At 53.4% G+C, this 23,775-nt stretch carries 18 protein-coding genes and 1 tRNA gene; 16 read left to right on the plus strand and 3 right to left on the minus strand.

The genetic code is table 11. The features are described from left to right. Positions 1–162 precede the first annotated feature (162 nt). From M8T91_RS05320 to M8T91_RS05350, 7 genes are all read left to right on the plus strand, one after another. A tRNA-Leu gene (locus tag M8T91_RS05320) sits at positions 163–247 on the plus strand. A gap of 191 nt (positions 248–438) precedes the next feature. Continuing rightward, on the plus strand, positions 439–1,749 hold the full coding sequence (gene tig, locus M8T91_RS05325; protein ID WP_301417536.1) for a trigger factor: 1,311 nt from the start codon (positions 439–441) through the stop codon (positions 1,747–1,749). A gap of 188 nt (positions 1,750–1,937) precedes the next feature. Then, the gene (clpP, locus tag M8T91_RS05330) at positions 1,938–2,579 is read left to right on the plus strand and encodes an ATP-dependent Clp endopeptidase proteolytic subunit ClpP (protein WP_301417538.1); all 642 of its coding nucleotides are present in this window, start codon (positions 1,938–1,940) and stop codon (positions 2,577–2,579) included. A 164-nt stretch (positions 2,580–2,743) separates the two neighbouring features. Beyond that, entirely contained in the window at positions 2,744–4,030 is a 1,287-nt protein-coding gene (clpX, locus tag M8T91_RS05335; protein ID WP_301417540.1) for an ATP-dependent Clp protease ATP-binding subunit ClpX, read from the plus strand. Positions 4,031–4,291: 261 nt separating this feature from the next. Further along, positions 4,292–6,697 (plus strand): endopeptidase La, encoded by a 2,406-nt coding sequence (lon, locus tag M8T91_RS05340; protein ID WP_301417542.1) that lies wholly within the window; start codon positions 4,292–4,294, stop codon positions 6,695–6,697. A 256-nt stretch (positions 6,698–6,953) separates the two neighbouring features. Continuing rightward, positions 6,954–7,226: a non-specific DNA-binding protein Hbs gene (locus M8T91_RS05345; RefSeq protein ID WP_301417544.1), complete on the plus strand. Its 273-nt coding sequence runs from the start codon at positions 6,954–6,956 to the stop codon at positions 7,224–7,226. Positions 7,227–7,345: 119 nt separating this feature from the next. Then, a complete protein-coding gene (locus tag M8T91_RS05350; RefSeq protein WP_301417546.1) occupies positions 7,346–9,229 on the plus strand; it encodes a SurA N-terminal domain-containing protein in 1,884 nt (627 codons plus the stop codon). A gap of 84 nt (positions 9,230–9,313) precedes the next feature. On the opposite strand, the gene M8T91_RS05355 is transcribed toward M8T91_RS05350, so the two are convergent. Together M8T91_RS05355 and gloB are read right to left on the minus strand one after the other, a co-directional pair. Next, the gene (locus tag M8T91_RS05355) at positions 9,314–10,882 is read right to left on the minus strand and encodes a LysM peptidoglycan-binding domain-containing protein (RefSeq protein WP_301417548.1); all 1,569 of its coding nucleotides are present in this window, start codon (positions 10,880–10,882) and stop codon (positions 9,314–9,316) included. A 340-nt stretch (positions 10,883–11,222) separates the two neighbouring features. Beyond that, entirely contained in the window at positions 11,223–12,032 is an 810-nt protein-coding gene (gloB, locus tag M8T91_RS05360) for a hydroxyacylglutathione hydrolase (RefSeq protein ID WP_301417550.1), read from the minus strand. Between the two features lie 177 nt (positions 12,033–12,209). Between gloB and M8T91_RS05365 the strand changes: the two genes are divergently transcribed. Genes M8T91_RS05365 through dnaQ form a run of 3 tightly spaced genes read left to right on the plus strand, consistent with a single transcriptional unit; the run spans position 12,210 to position 14,234 of the window. Beyond that, a complete protein-coding gene (locus M8T91_RS05365) occupies positions 12,210–12,998 on the plus strand; it encodes a class I SAM-dependent methyltransferase (protein WP_301417552.1) in 789 nt (262 codons plus the stop codon). A gap of 51 nt (positions 12,999–13,049) precedes the next feature. Beyond that, positions 13,050–13,487: a ribonuclease HI gene (rnhA, locus tag M8T91_RS05370; RefSeq protein ID WP_367317746.1), complete on the plus strand. Its 438-nt coding sequence runs from the start codon at positions 13,050–13,052 to the stop codon at positions 13,485–13,487. A gap of 12 nt (positions 13,488–13,499) precedes the next feature. Beyond that, entirely contained in the window at positions 13,500–14,234 is a 735-nt protein-coding gene (dnaQ, locus tag M8T91_RS05375) for a DNA polymerase III subunit epsilon (RefSeq protein ID WP_301417554.1), read from the plus strand. A 110-nt stretch (positions 14,235–14,344) separates the two neighbouring features. On the opposite strand, the gene nhaB is transcribed toward dnaQ, so the two are convergent. Continuing rightward, positions 14,345–15,880 (minus strand): sodium/proton antiporter NhaB, encoded by a 1,536-nt coding sequence (gene nhaB / locus M8T91_RS05380; protein ID WP_301417556.1) that lies wholly within the window; start codon positions 15,878–15,880, stop codon positions 14,345–14,347. Between the two features lie 384 nt (positions 15,881–16,264). On the opposite strand from nhaB, the gene M8T91_RS05385 reads away from it, so the two are divergent. The 6 genes from M8T91_RS05385 to M8T91_RS05410 all read left to right on the plus strand — a co-directional run bounded on the left by M8T91_RS05385 (position 16,265) and on the right by M8T91_RS05410 (position 23,613). Beyond that, complete coding sequence (locus tag M8T91_RS05385) at positions 16,265–17,989, plus strand: FimL-related protein (protein WP_301417558.1); 1,725 nt, start codon at positions 16,265–16,267, stop codon at positions 17,987–17,989. A gap of 13 nt (positions 17,990–18,002) precedes the next feature. After that, positions 18,003–18,857 (plus strand): NAD(+) diphosphatase, encoded by an 855-nt coding sequence (nudC, locus tag M8T91_RS05390; protein WP_301417560.1) that lies wholly within the window; start codon positions 18,003–18,005, stop codon positions 18,855–18,857. Between the two features lie 6 nt (positions 18,858–18,863). Beyond that, the gene (locus M8T91_RS05395; RefSeq protein WP_301417562.1) at positions 18,864–19,514 is read left to right on the plus strand and encodes a cation/multidrug efflux pump; all 651 of its coding nucleotides are present in this window, start codon (positions 18,864–18,866) and stop codon (positions 19,512–19,514) included. 83 nt (positions 19,515–19,597) lie between these two features. Next, on the plus strand, positions 19,598–20,749 hold the full coding sequence (gene sohB / locus M8T91_RS05400; protein ID WP_301417564.1) for a protease SohB: 1,152 nt from the start codon (positions 19,598–19,600) through the stop codon (positions 20,747–20,749). A 305-nt stretch (positions 20,750–21,054) separates the two neighbouring features. Further along, complete coding sequence (locus M8T91_RS05405; protein ID WP_301417566.1) at positions 21,055–22,068, plus strand: YhdH/YhfP family quinone oxidoreductase; 1,014 nt, start codon at positions 21,055–21,057, stop codon at positions 22,066–22,068. 282 nt (positions 22,069–22,350) lie between these two features. Then, positions 22,351–23,613, plus strand: coding sequence for a patatin-like phospholipase family protein (locus M8T91_RS05410; protein WP_301417568.1), 1,263 nt, complete (start codon positions 22,351–22,353; stop codon positions 23,611–23,613). Positions 23,614–23,775 lie beyond the last annotated feature (162 nt).

Here is a 23,775-nt window from a genome sequence, read left to right on the forward strand (position 1 = left end):
AAGGCGTCGTTAAGACGCCTTTTTTAATTTTGTGGACTTAGTAACTGGCAAGCTGTTGAAGCCTGTAATACGCTGTGGCACAATCTCGCTCCTTGCTGCGTCGGCCTTTTGTTTAAGTGTGAAAATTCATATATTTCAAAGAGTTAGCGGCGAAGCTGTTCTGGGGACGTGGTGAAATTGGTAGACACGCCAGATTTAGGTTCTGGTGCCGCAAGGTGTGGGAGTTCGAGTCTCCCCGTCCCCACCAAATCAAGAGTCCTGGAGTCCGCCGGATCTGCCCCGAGAAGGGTGGGTGCGGACTTCTTGTATTTGGTATGGGCGGGAATTTACTTTGTAAGTTCGCTGAATATGCCTTTGAGGTGGCCGGCTCAGTCTCCGGCGCCCGATATTCGTTGGCGCTGTGGCGCGATATAAAGAGAGAGTCTCACGAGGATAAACATGCAGGTTTCCATCGAAACTACTTCGGGTCTGGAGCGCCGTTTAACGGTTAATTTGCCGGCGGAAATCGTCGATAGAGAGGTGGACAAGCGACTTCAGCAGGCCGCTAAAACAGTTCGCGTAAACGGTTTTCGCAAGGGCAAGGTGCCTATGAAGCTGGTGCGCCAGCGCTTTGGCGCCGGTGTGCGCCAGGAAGTGCTTGGTGAAGTGATGAGCCGCTCTTTCCACGACGCTGTTCAGAATGAACAATTGAGGCCCGCCGGCCAGCCGAGTATTGAGGCAAAGGAAACTGCCGCGGGGAAGAATCTCGAATATGTCGCCACTTTTGAAGTTTATCCCCAAGTGGAGTTGGCCGACCTCGCCGAGATCAGGATTGAGCGTCCGGTAGCGGCGGTTACCGATGCCGACATCGAGAACATGGTTGAAGTACTGCGAAAACAACAGTCTTCCTGGAAAGATACCAAGCGTAAAGCCCAAAAGGGAGACCGGGTCACCATTGATTTCGTTGGCCGTAAGGACGGTGAGGCGTTTGAAGGTGGTGAGGCCAAAGACCATCAGTTGGTGTTGGGTTCAGGACAGATGGTCCCCGGTTTTGAAGATGGCATCCTGGGCATGAAACCGGGGGAAGAAAAAGAGGTTGATTTGACATTCCCGGCAGACTACCAGTCCGAAGCGTTGCGCGGTGCAGCAGTAACCTTCCACATTAAGGTGAACTCCGCCGAAAAGCCTGAATTGCCGCCATTGGATGACGCGTTTTTCAAAGCTTACGGCGTCGGGGGTGGCGGGGAAGAAAAGTTCCGTGAGGAAGTGCGCAGCAATATGGAGCGGGAGCTTAAGAACGCCGCCTTGAACAGAGTGAAGACCCAAATTATGGATCAGCTTTTCGAAAGGCATTCACTTGAGCTGCCATCCGTGTTAGTGGCAGGAGAAATCGGCACCCTCCGTACCCAAATGACCCAGCAGTTCGGTGGTCAGGTTAAAGCCGAGGATGCCGAGCGCATGCTGCCGGACACCATGTTTGAAGAACAGGCCAGGCGCCGGGTAGTGCTCGGCCTCGTGGTGGGTGAGATTGTCAAGCAAAATGACTTGGTTGTGGACGCAGAACGTGTGAAAGCGAAGGTCGAGGAACTGGCTTCTACTTACCAGCAGCCGGAAGAGGTGGTTGAGTACTACTACGGCAACCGCGAACTGCTGGCGGGCGTTGAGTCAGTGGTTCTGGAAGACCAAGTGGTCGATTTTATTCTGGTTTCTGCCAAAGTACAGGATGTTGAATGCAGCTACGATGAGGTCATCAAGCCGCAACAGAACTAAATTTTAACTTCCCTACAAAGATAGGTGGCCCCGCTTCGGTGGGGCTCCGCTGCATCCCCTACCCCTAGCGTCGGCTGGCTTTATCCCGTCTGACCGGTTAAGCTCTGAAAACCGATTTTTTCAGCATCGGTGGCAGTCGCCCGTTTGCTGACCCGCGGAAAACGCCAAAAAAGGAAGCAATGGTACCTATGGCACGAATTGATTTTCCCCGAGCCTCTATAGACCCTTTGGGAACGGGTTTGGTGCCCGTAGTGGTCGAACAAACCGCCAGAGGAGAGCGCTCATTTGACATCTACTCCCGTTTGCTCAAAGAGCGGGTTATCTTCCTTGTTGGGGCGGTTGAAGACCATATGGCCAACCTGGTGGTTGCTCAGCTGTTGTTCCTGGAGGCTGAGAATCCCGACAAGGATATCCATCTCTACATTAATTCTCCCGGTGGTTCTGTAACTGCGGGCATGTCAATTTACGATACAATGCAGTTTATCAAGCCGGATGTGAGCACCATGTGTATTGGCCAGGCCTGCAGCATGGGGGCTTTTCTCTTGACCTCAGGGGCTGTTGGCAAGCGATTTGTGACCCCTAATTCCCGTGTGATGATCCACCAGCCCAGCGGTGGTGCTCAGGGACAGGCCAGTGATATCCATATTCATGCCCAGGAAATCCTGAAAATTCGCCACCGCTTGAACGAGTTGATGGCGCATCACTCCGGACGACCGGTCAGCGATATTGAGCGGGATACGGAGCGCGATCATTTCCTCAGTGCTGATGAAGCCAGGGAGTATGGCCTGGTAGACGAAGTATTGTCACGTCGGCAGGCGTTGGAGAAATAGTGAGTGCAACTGAAGATCTGTCAGTGGCGTTATCTTTCAGTGGTGCGTTCTAGGATTATTTCCCCTCGGTAAAAGGGCTTGAAAAAGGCGCTAAAAAGCAGCATCTTGCTGGAGTACTTGTATTTGAGAGGGCCCTGGCCGGGCAGTGACCACGGAGTATTTTGATGACCGACAAAAGCAGCGGGGAAGACAGTGGCAAGTTGTTGTACTGCTCTTTCTGTGGCAAGAGTCAACAGGAAGTGCGGAAGTTAATCGCCGGGCCGTCCGTCTTTATCTGCGATGAATGTGTCGAACTCTGCACTGATATTATTCGCGAAGAGGTCCAGGAAACCGCGGAAGGCCCAGAGGGACGCCTGCCCACTCCGCGTGAAATCACCGAGATCCTCGATCAGTATGTGGTAGGGCAGGAGGGCGCCAAACGCGTGCTGGCGGTAGCGGTATACAATCATTACAAGCGCCTGCGCAGCAAAACTGCCGTGAAAGGCAAGGACGATGTTGAACTCAGCAAATCCAATATCCTGCTGGTAGGTCCCACCGGCAGCGGTAAAACCCTGTTGGCTGAGACACTCGCGCGCCTGCTCAATGTGCCTTTCACAATTGCGGATGCGACTACGCTCACTGAAGCTGGCTATGTGGGTGAAGACGTTGAGAATATTATTCAGAAGCTGTTGCAGAAATGCGACTACGATGTTGAAAAGGCTCAGCAGGGCATCGTTTATATCGATGAAATCGACAAAATTTCCCGTAAATCTGATAACCCTTCTATCACCCGTGATGTCTCCGGCGAAGGCGTGCAACAAGCACTACTGAAGTTGATTGAGGGAACCGTGGCCTCTGTACCGCCCCAGGGCGGGCGCAAGCATCCCCAACAGGAATTTCTGCAAGTGGATACCGCCAACATTCTGTTTATCTGTGGTGGCGCCTTTGCGGGGCTGGACAAAGTGATCCGAGATCGCTCAGAGAAGGGCGGCATTGGGTTCAGTGCCGAAGTAAAGTCTAGCGATGACAAGAGTAATTTTGGGGAAATAGTCAAGGGTCTGGAGCCAGAGGATCTGGTTCGCTACGGTTTGATCCCGGAGTTTGTGGGCCGCCTGCCGGTCACAGCCACACTTGAAGAACTGGACCGGGAAGCTCTGGTGCAGATCCTCACCGAGCCCCGCAATGCCTTGACCAAGCAGTACGCGAAGCTTTTCGAGATGGAAAATGTAGAATTGGACTTCCGCCCGGATGCCCTAGACGCGGTGGCAACCAAGGCCATGGAGCGCAAAACTGGTGCACGCGGGCTGCGCTCTATCATGGAATCTGTGTTACTGGAAACCATGTACGATATTCCCTCCGCTGATAACGTCGCCAAAGTGGTTATTGATGAGCCGGTCATTAGGGGGGAGTCGGCGCCCCTGCTGGTTTACGAGAGCGAAACCAAGCCGCAGAAAGCCGTGCCGGAAGAATAGTGCTCAATGTGCCAAGCAAAACCCCAAAATGGGGTTTTTTTATAGCATTTTTTTATCATTAACAAAACTTGTGGCCATTTTCTTAAGACATAAGGGAACAGTCTTCTGTAGTGCATTTGAAGTCGGTACACATTGGATGCGAGATTAGACTTGTATTCGGGGCGATCTCCCCCATTTCCTATAACTGAAAGGCGGTGGTCCAATTCAAGCAGCAATATGGTGCTGTGCCAAATACCCAGTGATTGGGCTGAGAGGAGTTCTATGGATCAGTCATCCGACACTACACTTGCATATCCATTGTTGCCACTGCGGGATGTCGTTGTTTACCCACATATGGTGATCCCGCTGTTTGTCGGCCGGGAGAAGTCCATAAAAGCCCTCGAAGAGGCTATGCGCAGGGATAAACAGGTGTTACTCGTAGCGCAGAGAAAGGCATCGGAAGATGACCCCGGCGCTGAGGATATCTACCGGATAGGCACAATCGCCAATGTTCTACAGCTTCTCAAACTTCCCGATGGCACTGTAAAAGTACTAGTGGAAGGGGGAGAGAGAGTCAATATCCTCGGTGTTGAGGAACATGAAAACCACTTTGAGGCTCGCGTGGAGCCCATGGAAACGCTGGAATTGCCGGAGGGAGAGGCGGAAGCCCTGGTGCGCTCTGTGATGGCTCAGTTTGAGCAGTATGTCTCTGTCAGCAAAAAGGTACCTAATGAGGTAATTACCTCACTGGCAGGGATTGATGAACCAGGCCGCCTGGCGGATACCATTTCGGCCCATATGTCTTTAGAACTCGCGCAGAAGCAGGAGCTTTTGGAAACGGCCAGTGTCAAAGAGCGCCTCGAGCATTTGCTCGGTCTGATGGATTCTGAAATTGACTTGATTCAGGTTGAGAAGCGGATCCGTGGCCGTGTGAAAAAACAGATGGAAAAAAGCCAGCGCGAGTATTATCTGAATGAACAGATGAAAGCCATTCAAAAAGAGTTGGGTGAAATTACTGAAGAGCCTAATGAAATTGAAGAGCTGGAAAACAAAATTCGCGATGCCGGTATGAGTGCTGAGGCGGAAAAGAAAACCCGTACGGAGTTGGCTAAACTGAAAATGATGTCGCCAATGTCCGCAGAGGCATCGGTACTGCGCAGCTACATCGACTGGATGCTGAGTTTGCCCTGGAAAAAAGGCAGCCGGGTACGACATGACCTGAATAAGGCCGAAGAAATTCTTGAGGAAGATCACTACGGCTTGGAGGAAGTCAAAGAGCGTATACTCGAATATCTCGCAGTGCAAAAGCGGGTAAAAAAAGTGAAAGGTCCAATTCTGTGTCTGGTGGGCCCGCCCGGCGTTGGTAAAACCTCTCTGGGACAGTCTATCGCCCGCGCGACCAATCGCCGTTATGTGCGAATGGCTCTGGGCGGGGTGCGGGATGAAGCAGAAATTCGAGGTCACCGTCGCACCTACATTGGTTCACTTCCGGGTAAGCTGATACAGAAAATCTCCAAGGCTGGTGTGAAGAACCCCCTGTTTCTGCTGGATGAAGTAGATAAAATGGGTATGGACCAACGCGGTGATCCTGCATCGGCACTGCTGGAAGTGCTCGACCCTGAGCAGAACAAAAGCTTTAACGACCACTATCTGGAGGTGGACTATGACCTCTCTGATGTGATGTTTGTGTGTACCTCAAACTCCATGAATATACCGGGTCCGCTACTCGACCGCATGGAAGTGATACGCCTGCCCGGTTACACCGAAGATGAAAAACTCAATATTGCTCAGCGCTATCTGGTGCCTAAACAGCGCAAAGCGAACGGGCTCAAAGAGGATGAGTTGGCACTGTCTGATGATACGATCCGGGACATAGTCCGCTACTATACACGTGAGGCGGGAGTGCGTGGACTGGATCGGGAAATCGCCAAAATTTGTCGCAAGATTGTCACTGAACATGTGCGCAATCCGTCAGATAAAAAAGCTATGGTGAAACCCGAGGAGCTGGAAGAATTGCTGGGTGTGCGCAAGTTTGATTTTGGTCGTGCAGAAGAGGAAAACAAGATCGGTATTGTAACCGGCCTTGCCTGGACCGAGGTGGGTGGTGAGCTACTCAATATTGAGGCATCTGCGGTGCCCGGCAAGGGGCGCATGATCAAAACCGGTTCCCTCGGCGATGTGATGCAGGAGTCAATCCAGGCAGCGCTGACAGTGGTCCGCTCTCGCTCCCAGGCGCTTGGCATAGGGCCTGATTTCCACGAGACACAAGATATTCATATTCACGTTCCTGAAGGCGCTACACCTAAGGACGGCCCATCGGCGGGTATAGCCATGTGCACCGCATTGGTTTCTGTACTGACTAATATCCCGGTATGCTCAGAGGTTGCAATGACGGGTGAAATCACTTTGCGCGGAGAGGTACTGCGCATTGGTGGTCTCAAGGAGAAGTTGTTAGCGGCACACAGAGGCGGTATCAAAACGGTACTGATTCCTGCGGATAACGAGCGGGACCTAAAAGATATTCCCGACAATATCCTTCAGGATTTGGTGGTTAAACCGGTTAAGTGGATTGATCAGGTACTTGAGCTGGCACTTGAGCATAAACCGGAATCCTTATCGGACGAGGAATACTCTGCCTTACAAAAGCAAGCTGAAGAGCGCTCTCAGCGCTCAATCCAGACCCACTAAATACCTGTGCGGGGTGGCTTTTGTCACCTTGAAACAATTTTCAGGGTCAAAATATAGCCGGTCACCCGGATTCAGCTGCCTGAGGAGTACCCGGCCAACCGGAAACCCCCATGGTTCCTTGACCCGCTACGGGGCAGTTGGTATAAAACAAGGCTTGCTACCCGGCATGTGAGTGGCTGGTGGTCAAAAAGTTACAACTAAGGGTGCCCAGCTTGAGGGTATCCGAAGCATATTGAAAAGAACAGAGGGATTAAGCGTGAACAAGTCCGAATTGATTGAAGCAATTGCCGCATCTGCAGATATTCCAAAAGCAGCTGCCGGTCGTGCTTTGGAGGCAATAGTTGATAGCATTACTGATGCGCTTAAGAAAGGCGATCAGGTTGCCTTGGTGGGCTTTGGCACTTTTGTAGTTAAAGAGCGCGCTGCCCGTACTGGTCGCAATCCGCGCACGGGCGATCCAATTGAAATTGCTGCGGCAAAAATTCCCAGCTTCAAGGCCGGTAAAGCCCTGAAAGACGCCGTAAACTGAGTTTGTCAGTGGTGTCCCCGGCTTTGTAAATAACTGGAACTTCAACAGGCGTGTCAACTCGGATACGCCTTTTTTCTATCTGCACAGTCAAATAACAAACTCAACTTTCGGAGCTGAGCATGCTTCAGTCCATGCGCGACAACCTGAAAGGCACAGCGGCAATCATTCTTGCGGCCTTTTTTGGTTTTATTATGGTTATTGGTGGAATCGACTTTTTCACCGGGGCCAGTGGCGGTGCTGCCGATGCGGTTGCCGAGGTCAATGGTGAGAAGATTACCAATCTGGATTTGCAGCGCGCAATCCAAAATCGCCGTAATATGATCATGAGCCAATATGGTGAAAATGTTCCTGCAGATCTTATTAGTGATCAACAGCTGCGCGAACCGGTGTTGCGTCAACTGGTATCCAGCGCCGTACTGCGCCAAGCTGCACAAAGTAGCGGCATGGTGATGAGCACGACAACTGTGAACAAAGCCATCACGGATATACCTGCTTTTCAGGTGAATGGTAATTTTGATCCGCAACTCTATCGTGACGCTTTGCGCCGCATGGGCTATAACACGGCGAACTTTCCTCAGGTTATCGAAAGTGATCTTGCTTTGCAGCAGTATGCTGACAGCGTCACCGGGAGTGCCTTCACCACAGAGGTGGATGCCAAGCAGATTGTGGCGGCTTCTATGGAGGAGCGCGACTTCGATTACGTCGTGATGCCCGTACAGTCGCTGTTGGCCGGTATAGAGGTCAGCGATGGCGAGGTGGAGCAGTATTATCAGGAGAATCAGAGTCAGTACCAGCGTCCCGAGCAGGTGGCGGTTGAATACATCGAGCTGACGCCTAGCATATTTGCCGCCAATATCGATATTACGGATGAGGATATACGCGCTCAATATGATCAGGAGATAGCCAGTTTTAGCGCTAAGCACCGCCGACGGGCCGCCCATATCCTACTGGAAGATGCCAGTCAGGATAAAATTGCTGAAATTCAGGGCAAGCTGAACGCTGGTGAGGACTTTGCCCAGCTGGCAAAGACCTATTCGGAAGATATCGGCTCCCGGGATGAGGGTGGTGATCTGGGTTTCACCACCGGGGATGTCTTTCCCAAGGATTTCGAGGAGGCGCTAGCCTCTCTGGAGGTGGGACAGGTATCGTCTCCGGTAACTACTGAGAGCGGTACCCACTTTATCAAGCTGCTGGAGATTGAAGAGAGCGAACCCCCTACTTTTTCAGAGCGTAGAGGTGCGATTGAAAGCCAACTGCGCAGCGTCGCTGCAGAGCAGGAGTTCGTTGATGCCCTGAGCCGGTTGGCCGATCTGGCCTATAACGCCGAGGAACTCTCCGGCCCGGCCGAGGAGTTGGGCGTGCCCTTACAAACTAGTGACCTTTTTTCCCGTACCAGTGGTACCGGTGTGCTGGCAGAGAGTCAGGTGGTCGATGCGGCTTTCTCTCCTGAGGTCAAGGAAGACGGTAATACCTCCGATGTGTTGAATCTGAACAATGAACATTCGCTGGTCCTGCGTGTAACCGAGTCCCAGGCAGCCGGTACCTACCCATTGGAGGAGGTGCGCGAGCAAATCGTTGAACGCCTCAAGCGCGACAAGGCCAGTGCACAGCTTGTGCAACAGGCGCAGGCACTTAAGGAAAAGCTGACCGCGGGAGAAGACTTTGCCGAGCTTGCCAGGGATCAGGGGCTGACCTTTGAGACCAGTGATAAGACTCGCCGCGGCGGCTTCGGTGAGCGCGGTGAAATTAATAATAAAGCCTTCTCGTTGCCAGCGCCTTCGGGGGGGGCGACTAGATTAGTGGTGTTTGCCACCGATAATGGAGACCAGGTGATTCTCAAGCTGCGCAATGTTCGCTCAGGCAGTTTGTCGCAACAGAACAAAGAGCAGCGCCAGGCACTGATGCAGCAGTTGGCCTCCGTCACTGGCGGTGCTGAATTGGCTGCCGTGCAGCGCTACCTGTCAGATCAGGCTAAGGTTGAGCTTTTTACTAACGGTGAGTAACCTGGTTTGATAGGCAATAAAAAACCCGGTGTTTTGCCGGGTTTTTTATTGCCAGAAGCCCTTCAAATTATTAAATAGACTTGCTTAGAAAGGTTTACGCTGGTTACCGGCGCTATCCACAAACAGGGTGAGGCGCTGGCCGGGCTGTAAATATTTCGATTTGGTCAGTTTGTTCCAGCGTAAAATGTCATCGATTCGTATACTGAATTTGCTGGCTATCCGGTAGAGAGAGTCACCGCTTCTCACCCTGTAAGAGACCTTGCGTGTGGTGCGGCTGTTGTTGTCCGGAGTGCTGCCGTAGGCAATCAGTATACGCCCGGGGCGCAGGGTGTCGCTGGGGGCCATGCTATTCCAGCTGGCCAGTGCTTTCACACTGACTTTCAACTTGCGGGCTATTGCCCAAAGACTGTCGCCGGGTTGAACGGTATAGCGGGTCTTTTGTCCATGCCCGGAGGACTGGCGGTGCCTTACACGCTGGTCTAGGGCATAGGCATACTGCCCGGCGGGGCCGGATGCGCTGGGGATCAGCAGGGTTGTGCCGGCACGGATATTGTTGTTGTGGAGCTTGTTGGCCTCGCGTATCGCCGAGACGGTTGTCTGGTAATCGCGCGCGATTGTGGAAAGCGTGTCGCCTCGAACGATAGTGTAATGCTGCCAGGTTACCCGCTGATTTTTTGGCAGCAGCTTCAAGGCGCTTTCAAACTGCTGGTGGCTGCCAATGGGGATTAGTAATTGGTGATTGCCGTTGGGATCTGTTGCCCAGCGATTGTAACCGGGATTGAGCAGGTACAGCTCCTCGATTTCGATCTCGGCCAAGTCTGCGGCTTGAACCAGATCAATCTGGCTGCCGACATCTACACGAACAAAGTAGGGCTGGTTGGCTACGTCGTGTAATGGCACTTGATATTGCTCGGGGTGCGATACAACCTCTGCCAGGGCCAGCAGCTGGGGGACATAGTGCCTGGTTTCCCGCGGCAGTTTGAGATCCCAGAAGCGGGTACCCAGTCCCTTGCGCCGGTTGCGTTCAATGGCTCTGCGCACAGTGCCCTCACCGGAATTGTAAGCCGCTAGAACCAACTCCCAATCGCCGTCAAAACGCTCGGATAGATAGTTAAAGTATTTGATCGCGGCGCGGGTGGATTCGTGAACATCGCGTCGCCCGTCGTACCACCAGTTCTGTTGCAAGCCTAACGAGCGTCCAGTAGAGGGAATAAACTGCCACATACCGGAGGCTCGGGCGTGGGAATAGGCAAAGGGGTCGTAGGCGCTCTCAACGATCGGCAGCAGAGCCAGTTCCAGCGGCATATTAGCCTGATCCAAAGCCTCTGCAACATGGAAAATATAACGGCGGGCGCGTTGGGTAACACGGGCCATATAGCCTTCATTGCGAGAAAAATACGCAATGTAGTCCTCTACCCTGGGATCGCTAGTATGGTGGTTGAGCTGAAAACCCCGGCGCAGGCGATCCCATATATCCTCCGGTGGCAACGACTCTTCAGTGTCTACCAAGGTGGGCGTGTCAGTGCTCTGCGTATTAGAGGTTTCTTGTGCCGGAATGGGTTCGCGCTCGGGGAGTGCGTCTTTAGTCGGTATTGGTGAGCAGGCCCCGACCGTGGCTGCCAGCAATGCCATGGTAAAATTCTTGTGAACCATGTTGGGTATATCCGCGCGTACTTCTTCTAATTCCTGGCCCAGACTGCGCTTAAGCGCTTATTTTTGGGGGTGCTGAGCATTTAATCATATCCATGTGATTCTAAATAGCCGAAATAGTTTCGGTCAATGCAGGCGGATAAGAAATATGCAACTGATTTGTGACACGATCTAACAGACAAGTAAGCGGATATTGAAAAGGCCATTTGAACCGTCATCCTTGAAATACCAGTGTATGTGTTGGGTGCTCTCTTGCTGGGCCTTCCTGAGCCGTTTACCCCGGCAATCGAAAGCTTTGTCGACAATACAATGCGTGATTAAAGTCTAGCCGATGACTACTTCTCTAGAACTGGTCTTTCCATTCGCGCAAGATTGCAAATATGGTGACTTGATCCAGAGTTGAGGGGTGAGGTTGACCCGCGTGGTGGGCTGCGCTTTTTATCACCTCGGGCACTTTGCAGCGCAGAAAGGGGTTGGTTGCTAGTTCCTGGGCGATGGTGGAGGGGAGAGTGGGTTTGTTCGCATCCCTGAGTGCCTGGCAACTAGAGAGCCGCTGTTCTATGGCTGTGTTTCCGGGCTCGACGATTTTGGCGAAATGCAGGTTGCCCAGTGTGTATTCGTGAGCGCAGTAGACTCGGGTGGTGGCGTCCAGTGTGCTCAGTTTTGCCAGGGAATGGAACATCTGCTCCGGAGTGCCTTCAAACAGGCGACCACAACCGGCGGCGAACAGTGTGTCACCGCAAAACAGATGGGTTTGCACAGAGCGCTCGGAAACCGGTTCCCGCAGGATTAGTGCCAAGTGGTCCAAAGTGTGACCCGGTATATTGCAGACCCCGAGGGGCATGCCCAATACGGTTACCCCACCACCCCCGGTCAATGGGGTTGTTACCCCCTCGACGGATGCGGGGCCAAGGACCGGGCATTGATACTGTTTAAACAGTGATGTGATACCGCCGGTATGATCCAGATGATGGTGAGTAATGAGAATGCCATTGAGCGAAGCCCCCCGGAGGGCTTTAACAACCGGTTCGGCCTCTCCCGGGTCCACAACCCAGTGCTCATCGCCTTGCTGGAGATGCCATATATAGTTGTCGCTGAATGCGGGGATAGGGGATATAGATAGCATTTTGGCTGCGCCTGTCAGATGGATCATGAAACGATACCATGTAGGATAGGGATTGGTGCGTAATCTAGACACAGGAAGAAGGTAAAACGGATCTGTTGTCACCAGATGATTGAGATGAATCAAAGGATTTACACTCAATGGTGCTCCCCCGGTTAGGGGGCTGGCACAGAATGCAGGTTCTGTCGATGTTCAAAAGGAGACGCAATGACAGAAAATTCCAGGCCACGGAGCCCAACGGAGCTGGCGTCATTGGCAAATGCCTGCCCGGCGCTGTCCCACTGGTTTTCCAGTGCTCTAGGGCAGGAGATCCTGTCCCAACAGCTTGCCCTGGCGCAGCCATTGGTGGAGGGGTTGTTCGGCTACCATCTGATGCAGGCAGGTGTCACAGATGCGGTGGATTTTGCCGCATGCAGCCGAATCAACCACCGATTTCGCTTGGCTACTTGCCTGGAGCAGTCCGGCGCCGCCTTGGTGGAGTTTGAGCAGTTGCCCCTTCCCTCCGAATCCATCGATATAGTTCTCCTGCATCACCTGCTGGACTTCTCCCGTCACCCCCACCAGATATTGCGCGAAGCCGCCCGGGTATTGATACCCGGAGGACGCTTGCTGCTGATGGGCTTCAATCCCTTCTCTCTGCTGGGCCTATCTCGCCTGTTGTTCTCTCGCGGAGCTTATCAACAGGGTAACCAGTTGCGTGCGGCGCGGGTGGCCGACTGGATGAATTTGCTGGATCTGCAGGCAGAGCGGGTCGAAAGGGGTTTTTTTCGACTTCCTCTTCAGCAGCGTGACCTCCTTGATAAAACGGCCTGGATGGAGCATCTGGGCTCCCGTTGGCGCTTGCCTTGGGGCGGCTTTTACATCATAGTCGCGCGCAGAGAGGTGGCGCGTGTTCGTACTATCAAGATGCACTGGCATACGAAGCGAAAGCCTGCGCTGACGGCGACACCCACAAGCCCCCGCGTTGCAGCGCGAGGAAAACATCAAAAACGCTGATCTTGCGGGGTTGTCCTGCAACTCGGTTGCATTCCTATATTGGCATTGATTTTGAAGCAAATTACGATCTACACCGATGGGGCCTGTCGCGGTAATCCGGGGCCTGGAGGCTGGGGTGCATTGTTGGTTTATGGGGAACGGGAAAAAGAACTGTTTGGCGGAGAAGCCCATACGACCAATAATCGGATGGAGTTACTGGCTGCAATCAAGGCTCTTGAGGCCTTGAAACAACCCTGTGAGGTGGATCTTCATACCGATTCCCAATATCTGCGCCAGGGGATTACTGGTTGGATCAACAATTGGAAGAAAAACGGCTGGAAAACCGCCAACAAGAAGCCGGTCAAGAATGCCGATCTTTGGCGACAGTTGGATCAAAATGTATCCAGACATCAAGTGCGATGGCACTGGGTCAAAGGCCATGCTGGTCACCCCGGTAATGAGCGGGCGGACCAGTTGGCTAATCGCGGTGCCGATAAAACGAAATCCTGAAAGGAGTCGGAAATGCGTCAGGTTGTCCTGGATACCGAAACTACCGGCCTTGACCCCAAAAGCGGTCACCGGATTATTGAGATTGGCTGCGTGGAGTTGGTTAATCGCAAACTGACTGGGCGCCACTACCACCAATATATCAACCCACAGCGGCGGGTGGATGATGGTGCTGTTGAAGTCCACGGGATCACTAATGAGTTTCTCGTGGACAAGCCGGTCTTTACACAGGTTGCCGATGAGTTTATGGATTTTTGTGAGGGCGCCGAGTTGGTTATTCATAACGCGCCTTTTGATGTTGGATTTATTGACGCCGAACTGGCTTTGCTTGGCAGCTCGCGCTGGCAAAATGTGAGTGCTCACTGCGCTGTATTGGATACTCTGGCGCTGGCACGGGAGAAACATCCTGGCCAGAAAAATAATCTGGATGCATTGTGCAAACGCTATTTTGTCGATAACTCCCAACGCGATCTGCACGGTGCTTTGCTGGATGCAGAGATTCTCGCCGATGTTTATCTCCTGATGACCGGCGGCCAGACGGATCTGATGCTGGCCCAGGGGAGTGATGCCCTCGATCCCGATGCCGGCGAAAGAAAGCGGGGGCCGAGTGATGCGGATTCCCCTGCCATCTGCAGGCTATCGAGAGATCGGTCATCGCTCTCCGTCATCCATGCCACAACCCAGGAGATTGAGGCCCATCAAACGATGCTGGTGTTGCTGCAAAAGTCTGCCGGTAAACACTTCTGGTAAATTGGGGCCCGGTGAACGGAGTCCCTAGAGATCTCCGCAGTGTTGTTTATCATTCCCGGCGTAAGCATTGAGCCAGCCCTCGCTTGATCCAATTCCTTGTAAGCCTTGTCCTAGATAGCGTATATCACAGAAAGCAGTGCCACAGTGCTGAGAACAATGGTATAGGGCAGCGCCATCAGTACCATGCGGCCATAGGAGAGCCGGATCAGTGGCGCTAGCGCGGATGTCAGCAGGAACAAGAAAGCCGCCTGGCCATTGGGCGTTGCAACACTGGGCAAGTTGGTGCCTGTGTTGATAGCGATAGTCAGTTTGTCAAAGTGCTCCCGGGTAATATCACCCGCTGTAAGGGCCGCTTTCACTTCGTTGATGTATACCGTTGCCACGAAAACATTGTCACTGATCATAGATAGCAGGCCGTTGGCAAGAAACAGTAATGCAGGCTGCTGTTCGGGTTTTTGTGACAGGACAAAATGCGTTACCGGCTCGAACAGGTGCTGCTGGTGAATGACTGCCACGATGGCAAAAAAGACCACCAGTAGGGCAGTAAAAGGCAGTGCTTCCTCGAACGCGTGGCCGATACGCGCCTCTTGCACAATGCCGTTAAACGCGGTTAGGAGAACGATAATCATCAGACCGATAATACCAACCTCGGCCACGTGAAATGCCAGTGCGAGTACCAGCAATACGGCCACGATACCCTGTATCCAGAGTTCAGCCACCTGGAAGGGGGTGCGTTTTTTTTCCTCTTCGTGGGAGAACTGCATGATCACCTCCCGCACTGCCTGGGGCAGCTGGGCACCGTACCCAAACCGCTTGGTTTTTTCCAGAAGCACGCAGGTCATTAGTCCGGCCAAAAAAGTGGGAATTGTGACCGGGGCCATTATCAGGAAGAACTGCACAAACTCCCAGCCCGCTTTCTCCGCGATCAGCAGGTTCTGGGGTTCGCCCACTAAAGTACACACTCCCCCCAGGGCTGTTCCTACGGCACCGTGCATGATCAGGCTGCGCAGATATGCGCGGAACTGGTCGAGATCTTCCCGATGATACTCCACTACATGCTCGTCATTGGAGTGGTCATGGCCGTGGTGATGGTGGGGCTGTTGAGATGCGACCCTGTGATAGACTGCATAAAACCCCACTGCTACCGCGATTAAAACCGCAGTGACTGTCAGGGCGTCAAGGAACGCTGAAAGCACAGCGGATACTGCGCAAAACAGCAGAGACAGGATCGATTTTGATTTTACATGGATTAAGATTTTGGTGAAAACAAACAGCAGCAGGCTTTTCATAAAGTAAATGCCGGCTACCATGAACATCAGTAACAGTATTACCTCGATGTTTTCTATCACCTCGTGATAAATCGCATCGGTGGTGGTCATCCCCATCAGGACTGCCTCAATGGCGAGTAGGCCACCCGGTTGCAGGGGATAGCATTTCAGGGCCATGGCCAGGGTAAAAATGAATTCACCAATCAATACCCAACCGGTGACAAAGGGACCGCTGACGTAAAGCACTAGGGGATTCAAAAGAAGAAAGACGGCTATGGTCAGCTTGTACCAGTCCGGTGCTTCACCGAGAAAGTTACTGGCAAAAGCCCGGCTAAACCCGTTGCCTGAGGCGGTGAATGTGTTGTTGTATGTATTCATCAATGGTTTCCCTGGTAACCCCATGGGTATAAGAAAAGTTGGAGTGCCGGGTATTTTATGCCCTGCGCAGCAAGGATGAGGCCTCAGCTACGGTGTTCACACACTCTGCATTCAAACCGTACGAATTGGTTACTTTTTGCACATAAGCGCAAAGGCACACCGCGGTAAACTGGAAAGTAGCAAACGCTAACGGGTTTGCGGGAAAATTCAAGTTATTTAGGCAGGGCGCAGCCGTGTTGGAGGATTTGTCGAGCATTCGATGGAAATTGTCTGTGGAAAGGTGGACTCTTTCTGCTATTGGTATAAATTGCTTTTTACCAAGTCAAATCCTGTATGTCTTGGTTGATTTTTATTCGATTACAGGAAAAATTCAGCGGTGCGGCAATGACTGAATTGCATACGATCAATATCACTTCTGTCAATGTGGTCAAAGAGGAGCTGGTTGTTGCGCTTGATAGCGCCGCTTCTCACCTGGACAAATTTGTCGCAGATACTACCCGCAAGTTGCCACTGGAGCAGTGTCTTGGCAACCTGAAACAGGTGAGCGGCGTACTGCAGATGGTGCAGCTGCGCGCCGGGGAGCTATTGGCCCAGGAACAAATTACCGCTCTGACGGAGGTTCTCGAAGAGCGTCAGCAGGCAAGTGAGGAGTTGTTGGAAGCCCTGGGTACCGGATTCTATGTTCTGAATCGGTATCTCGACTTTGTACAGAATCGTGCAATAGCTCGACAGGAGCTGCTGATTCCTTATATTAATCAATTGCGTGCGGCGCGCTCGCAGCCGCCAGTGCCCGAAAGCCATTTCTTTCGCTGCAAGGTGAATGCCCCGGTACCGGGCATGGATACTTCGGCGGTAATGTCTGAGGATTTAGGCAGCTTTGTACGCCGGTTTCGCCATATGTACCAGGTTGGTTTACTGGCGCTGTTGCGCGGCAAGCCCCGCGGCCCGGCTTATACCATGATGGCCCGCGCTTTGGAACGCATTGCGAGTATCACCATGGGGCGTCCCAATGGGCGCTTGTGGCTGGTGGCGGGGACTGCTCTCACCGGTATGGCGGCCAGCGAAATGCGTATCAGCCGTTCCCGGGTGATGGTGTTCAGTTTGTTCGACCGCTGGTTGCGTGCCTTGCAAAAGGGGTCCGATACCGCCCTGGACCAGCCCGCGCCCCCAATTCTGCTGAAAGAATGCATTTACTGGCTCGCGCTCTCGAAGCCTGAGGGTACCGGTGCAAAGCTCCTTGAAACCTTTGCAGCACAGCCGCTAGCCTATACAGAAGAGGAGCTCGAGCGGGAGCGTGCAAGCCTGGGTGGCCCGGCCGCCACCGCGATTTCAGCGGTGGCCAGCGCGCTGGATGAAGAGCTTTCCGGTGTGCGCAGGATGCTGGATGATATCGAATTGATCGGAGATTCCGCAGCCGACGAGACTGATGGCCTGGCCGTCACCTTGCAAAGGGTCGCGAGCACACTGCAGATGCTCAACTTCAAGCGCGTGGGTGCAAGTTTGAGCAGCGCCCTAGCAGAATACCAGAGTGCCGCTGGTGCCGCTGGTGCCGCTGGTGCCGCTGGTGCCGGTGGCTCAACTGTGGATTCTGCGCTGCAAAAGCTGACAGGCCAGGTACTGATGGTCGATAACACGGTGCGTGCCCTGAAGCAGAGCGGCTCTATCGATCTGGATGAATACGGCCAGGCGGATATTGCCTTTGAACACAGTCAACTGGCCGAGGCGGAAGTTGCCGTCCTGAAGGAGGCTGAGGCGGGACTTGCGCTGATCAAGCGGGCGCTCGCTGCCTACGCAGGTTCGGGCTTCGATCACGGACATATTCGCAATGTGTCTACCACACTCAACTCTGTTCGCGGCGGACTGATTGTGCTCAACCTGCGGCGTGCAGCTGCGGTTGTTGGGGGGCTGCTCAACTTTGTAGAAACCGTGGTCGACCGACAGGGTGCCCCACCGAATGTCGAGCAGCTGCTGGATACCTTTGCAGATGCCATTATCAGTCTCGAGTATTATCTCAACGAAGTGAAGCTGCACCGTCAAGCCGATGCCCAGTCACTGAATCTGGCAGTCGAGAGCCTGGCAGTACTTGGCTATCCCGTTGAGGCGGCATAAACAGGAGGCTTTTTTGGTTGAATCCTTTGCCCCTGCGGCGAATGTGTGGGCGGTACCGGAATTTTCCCGGTGCATTGTCGTGGCGGAGGGAATGATACTGTGTCGTGGCAACCGCTTTATTCACGCAGCCGACCTGTTCCTGGCCGGGGAGGTCATTTCCCGCCATTACCTGGGTGAGCTGGGAGGACAAAGCTGCGGGGTGCATGTTTTCTCCAGTCAACTGGAGATTAACGGGTATGACTGGCGCAACTTGCGCAGCCTGCTCACATCTGCAGAAGAACCGCTTTTTGCGCTGGCGGGACGCGCCCTGCAGGTTGCCCACTGGGATCGTGACCATCTTTTTTGTGGCCGCTGTGGCAGGGCTACCCAGTATCATCCATTCGATCGCGCGCGCACTTGCCCAAACTGCCAGCTGTCGGTGTACGCGCGGATTAGTCCCTGTGTTATTGCGCTTGTTATCCGCGGTGACCAGTGCCTGCTCGCTCGCCATGCGAATCGGCGCAACAGGACTTTCACGGCTCTGGCGGGCTTTATCGAACCCGGGGAAAGTGCTGAGCAGGCGCTGGTGCGTGAAGTTCGCGAGGAAGTGGGGCTTGAGGTGGGCAATATGCACTATGTTGGCAGCCAGCCCTGGCCATTTCCGGGGCAGTTGATGCTGGGTTATCTGGCCGAGTGGGCGGGGGGAGAATCCTGCCCCAACCCCAGTGAGATAGAGACGGCACAGTGGTTTGACTATCGATCACTACCGGACATACCACCGCAACAAACCCTGTCAGGGCAGCTGATCCGCACCTTTGCAGCGCAGGTAGCGGTCGGGGAGCGACCCTGGACTCTCCGAAGCTGTGCTGGATGGGGGTCAAGGAGTTAACAAATTATGTATATCGCACTGGCCCTCTTTACCATCCTGCTGGCATTGCTGCTGGTTTTTTGGGGTGGGCAGGTATTGCTGAGTGGCCGTTGGCTGGCGGGATTTATCCGGGGCCTGGTTGGGTTGTCCTTTTTGGGGTTGGCCCTAGGTACCGTGTTGGTGGCAGCCGATGTATTCAGTTACCGCAACCTTGCGCGGGAGCACAGCGTCGGTACGGTATCGTTTCGAAAAGTTGCGAAGCGGCAGTTTGAAGTCAAATTTTCCGATGCAGATGGTATTGCGCAAACGTTTGAGCTCCACGGTGATCAGTGGCAACTGGATGCGCGTGTGCTGAAATGGCAAGGCCCCCTGGCCCGCTGGGGTGTACAGCCGGCCTACCGATTGGACCGCCTCAGTGGCCGCTATCTGACCCTGCGGGATGAGCGGACCCAGGTGCGCTCGGTACACCAGATCAGCGGCAGTAACTATGGAATCGATGTGTGGCACTTTGTACGCAATCTGGGCAACCGCCTTCCATTTGTCGATGCCGTATACGGAAGTGCCACGTTTTTGCCCATGGAGGATGGTGCGGTGTTTGATGTTCGCATCAGTCACAGCGGACTGCTTGCGCGGCCGCTGAACCAGCGGGCAGTTTCTGCGCTGGATCATTGGCAGTAGAATAATGCCCTACTGGCTTGGTAATGTTGATTACCAGTCAATACATACATCCCTCAATCGCAAGATGGCAACCTGGAGCTTAAGTGGAATTTCTAATTGAATACGGCCTGTTTCTGGCAAAAATCGTCACTGTTATTGTGGCTCTGATGGTGTTAATTGGCTTTGTCCTTGCCAACCGGGAGCAACTTAGGGAGCGTCTTCAAGGACATATCAGTGTTACTCATTTGAATGACCGCTATGAACAGTTTAAGGAAACGCTGCTCGAAGCGGTCATGGAAAAACACGAGTTTGCCCGGCGCAAAAAACAAATTGCCAAAGAGAAAAAAGCGCAGGAAAAAGCTCTGGTCAAAAAGCACAAGGCCGAATCCAAAAAGAAAGCTGAGAAAAAGGTTGACTCTGACAAAGTGGTTCCCGAGAAAGCGGAAATGGATTCAGAGAACGGGCAGAAGGCCTCTCTTGGATTGGCCAGTGAGCGCAGGCGTATATTTGTCACGCATTTTAGTGGAGATATCAAAGCGAGTGCGCTTTCCCGGTTACGCGAAGAAGTCACTGCAATTTTGCAGGTGGCGGAATCCGGTGATGAAGTCTTGCTCTGCCTGGAGAGCCCCGGCGGAATGGTGGCCAATTACGGCCTTGCGGCAAGTCAGCTGGCGCGGGTGCGCAGCGCTGGAATACAGCTCACTATTGCAGTGGACAAGGTGGCCGCCAGCGGTGGATATATGATGGCTTGTGTGGCCGATCGTATCCTCGCAGCACCATTTGCAATGCTGGGCTCCATTGGCGTGTTGGCTCAGCTCCCCAACTTTAACCGGCTGCTCAAGCGTCACGATGTGGATTTTGAGCTGTTTACTGCAGGTGAGTACAAGCGCACGGTAACCATGTTTGGGGAGAATACCTCGGAGGGTCGGGAGAAGTTTCAAAGTGATCTTGAGGATATTCACGTGCTGTTTCAGCATTTTGTGAGTGAGTATCGCCCGAATCTGGATATTGCCAAGGTGGCTACCGGTGAAGTCTGGTTTGGTCAGAGGGCTCTCTCTCTCGGGCTTGTGGATGCGTTGAAAACCTCTGATGAGTACCTGACCCACTGTGCAGAGAGTGCCGACCTCTATCAAGTGGAATACAAGGAGAAGAAAAACATTGCCAAGAAAATGGGGTTGGCAGCGGAGGCGGGAATGGAGGCTGCACTGACCCGCCTTTTGTCAAAACTGGCCGCTTGGCGTCATCAAGCACAATAGAATGTATGTCGCGCCAGGGAGGTGACCTTTGCATTGTTGGATCCCTAAGTCAGGCAGTTGCCGGATGCGAGCCTTGAACCACAAGAAACGCTGCGCGTTTGCGGCAGTATTTCTCAGTCGGTCATTTAGTGGGTCCTGGAGGATTTTATGATTGCTGGCTGTCAATGGAGTGACAGAAAGGGGTGCCCGTCTCACAGGCGGACTAGGCACAGATACCTTTTTTCAGCCTTCAGAGATCTATGCGCAGCCTTTCCCGGGAGGGTAGCCTTTTGGCTAGAAAATAGAGAAGGTATGGAGACCTACAGATGGAAAATAATGGGGATGTAGTGTTCAGGGCCATTCAGATCGTGGAAGTTGCCGCTGGTAAATTTGACCAGCTGCTTGTCCAGAGGCGCCTCTCTGATCTGCCGGACAACCCTCTGGTTATGGCGGTTTCCCACTCTTCGCTGAACTACAAGGATGCGCTGTGTGCATTCGGCAACCCCGGTATAGGGTGTGAATACCCTCACACGCCCGGCATGGATGCTATCGGTAAAGTGGTTGTAGACCACAGTGGCACCTTTTCCCGGGGAGATGAACTATTGGTAACCGGCTACGATCTGGGGATGCATACACCCGGAGGTCTGGCTGAGCGGATCGCGATTCCCCCGGGCTGGGCCTTGGTTTTGCCACAGGGACTCAATGCCAGGGAGTCTATGGCATTAGGTACAGCGGGTTTAACCGCCGCACTGTGTGTGGAGAAGCTTCTCGATTCCGGTGCCACTCCGCAGGATGGTGAGGTGTTGGTGACCGGGGCTACCGGCGGCGTGGGGTCTATTGCTGTTGCACTCCTGGCCAAACTCGGTTTTCGGGTTGCTGCCGTGACCGGTAAGCTGGAGTCGGCAGATTTTCTTGCCGCGTTGGGTGCCTGGAAAGTCATCGATCGAGAGACTCTGGCCCCGTTTGCCAGCAAAGCCATGACAAAGCCTCCTTGGGCTTGGGCGGTGGATACGGTGGGCGGGGAGACCCTCTTTAATGTTATCAAGTCGCTGGCTTATGGCGGCGGCGTCGCCGCCTGCGGCATGGCCTCCGGGGCCCAGTTTCATGCCAGTGTTTTGCCATTTATCCGACGTGGTATCAGCCTTCTCGGTGTGGACAGTGTGGCGTTGCCTATAGAGAAGAAGGCCGGTGTCTGGCACCTGTTTGCGGATCAATGGTCTATCGGTGACCAATTGAATCGTATTGCCGAAGATATCTCTCTTGGGCAGGTGCCGGAATATCTGGCCCGTCTTCACAGGGGGCATGGCATTGGTCGCTATGTTGTGGATATGTCCCTCTAAGACCGCGAAGGAATGTTTTGGAATATACAGTACGGCATACTGAGCCTCCTGTTGATTATTTCCAAATGGCACAATGAATCTAGCGGAAATTGTTTTATCTGTGCCGTTGAGACAACTCAAAGTTGTTGGTATTTCAATAGGTTGCACCGTGTTGCCCTGGAAGTCTTCGGTGCTAGAGGTACAACAACCAAAGCTAAAGGCAGTGTTTGTCTGTGCGCTTTTTTTTCAATAGTCTTGTAGCAGGTGTTGCTGGTTGCAGCCTGTTTTTCTCGGAAGAGCACATTGTCTAAAGGTAACAGCGAATCAATACCTCCCGGTCAGAACAGCGCACTGGTACTTTCCGGTGGGGGCGCCCGCGCGGCCTACCAGGCCGGGGTGCTCAAAGCCCTGGCAGAACTCGTGCCCAAAGATAACCCGAGGCCATTTACAATTATCTGTGGAACCTCCGCCGGTGCCATGAATGCGATGATGCTCGCTTCCCATCCAGGCACGTTTAAAGAGGCGGTTGACACTATGTGTGCGCTCTGGATGGATTTATGTGTGGAGCGAATTTATCGAACCAGTTGGCATAGTCTGCTGGGTAATTTGATTTCCATCAGCCGCTCGCTGTTTAACCAGGGTGTAGGGCGGGAGAAGCCCCTGGCGCTCCTCGACAACTCGCCATTACGCAAATTGCTTGAGGAGGAGATTGCCCTTGGGAATATCCAAAAAAATATTGATGCGGGTCACTTACATGCGGCTTGTGTGAATGCCCTCTCCTACAGTGAGGGTGAATCTGTCAGCTTTTTTCAAGCTGCAGAAGGGGTAAAGGGTTGGCAGCGGTTTCGGCGTTTTGGAGTTCCAACCCGGTTGACTACGGATCACCTGATGGCATCGGCTGCCATTCCCGCAATCTTTCCCGCAGTAAAAATTGATGATGTGTATTTTTGCGATGGCGCCATCCGTCAGATGGCACCGATCAGCTCCGCGTTGCACCTGGGCGCTGGGCGCGTATTCATCGTTGGTGTATCCGATAACCGCTCACCGGTACACTGGGGCAGTCGGCGCAGCAGTGTCCAGCAGCATTCGCCATCCATGGCGCAAATAGTTGCTCAATTGTTCAATGCTGCATTCATTGACAGTCTGGAAGGGGACTTGGAACACCTAGACCGGGTTAACACATTGCTGGGCTCTGTTGATAAGGAGCACTATGTCCAGTTGGCCCCCCTGCGCCCGGTTGAGTCAGTGGTGATTGAACCTTCGCAGAGCCTCGGTCGACTGAGTGGCCGAAAGCTTCGATACCTGCCTTCCGCGCTGCGCTGGTTATTCCGTTCCACCGGTGCAACGAATGCTGGTGGTGGGGTTTCCGCGGCCAGTTATCTGCTTTTTGAACAACCCTATATTGAAGAGCTAATTGAACTTGGCTATCAGGATGCCATGTGGGAAAAGGATAAGCTGCGCCATTTTTTGCAACCTTTGCCTGGGGTGGCAGAGGAGCGAAAAGGCTTGTTTGGGGTGCGAGGAAAGGCCTCTGAGAAGGGCGCTGATAGTGGCTCCGGGCCTTGACTCTTGATGGAATAGCCCCGTCAGCGCAGGCAGAGGGGTGCCAGCGACTGACCGTTGTGGGATCCTCTGTCTACAGGCAGCCCATGGGGTTCTGTTAACCTGTCTGAGAAGACATCCTGGGGAAGCGTGCGGCTACTGGTGCCTTGGGCCTTGAGGGTCCCA

This window comes from Microbulbifer sp. MI-G (genome assembly GCF_030440425.1).
Lineage (GTDB): Bacteria > Pseudomonadota > Gammaproteobacteria > Pseudomonadales > Cellvibrionaceae > Microbulbifer > Microbulbifer spongiae.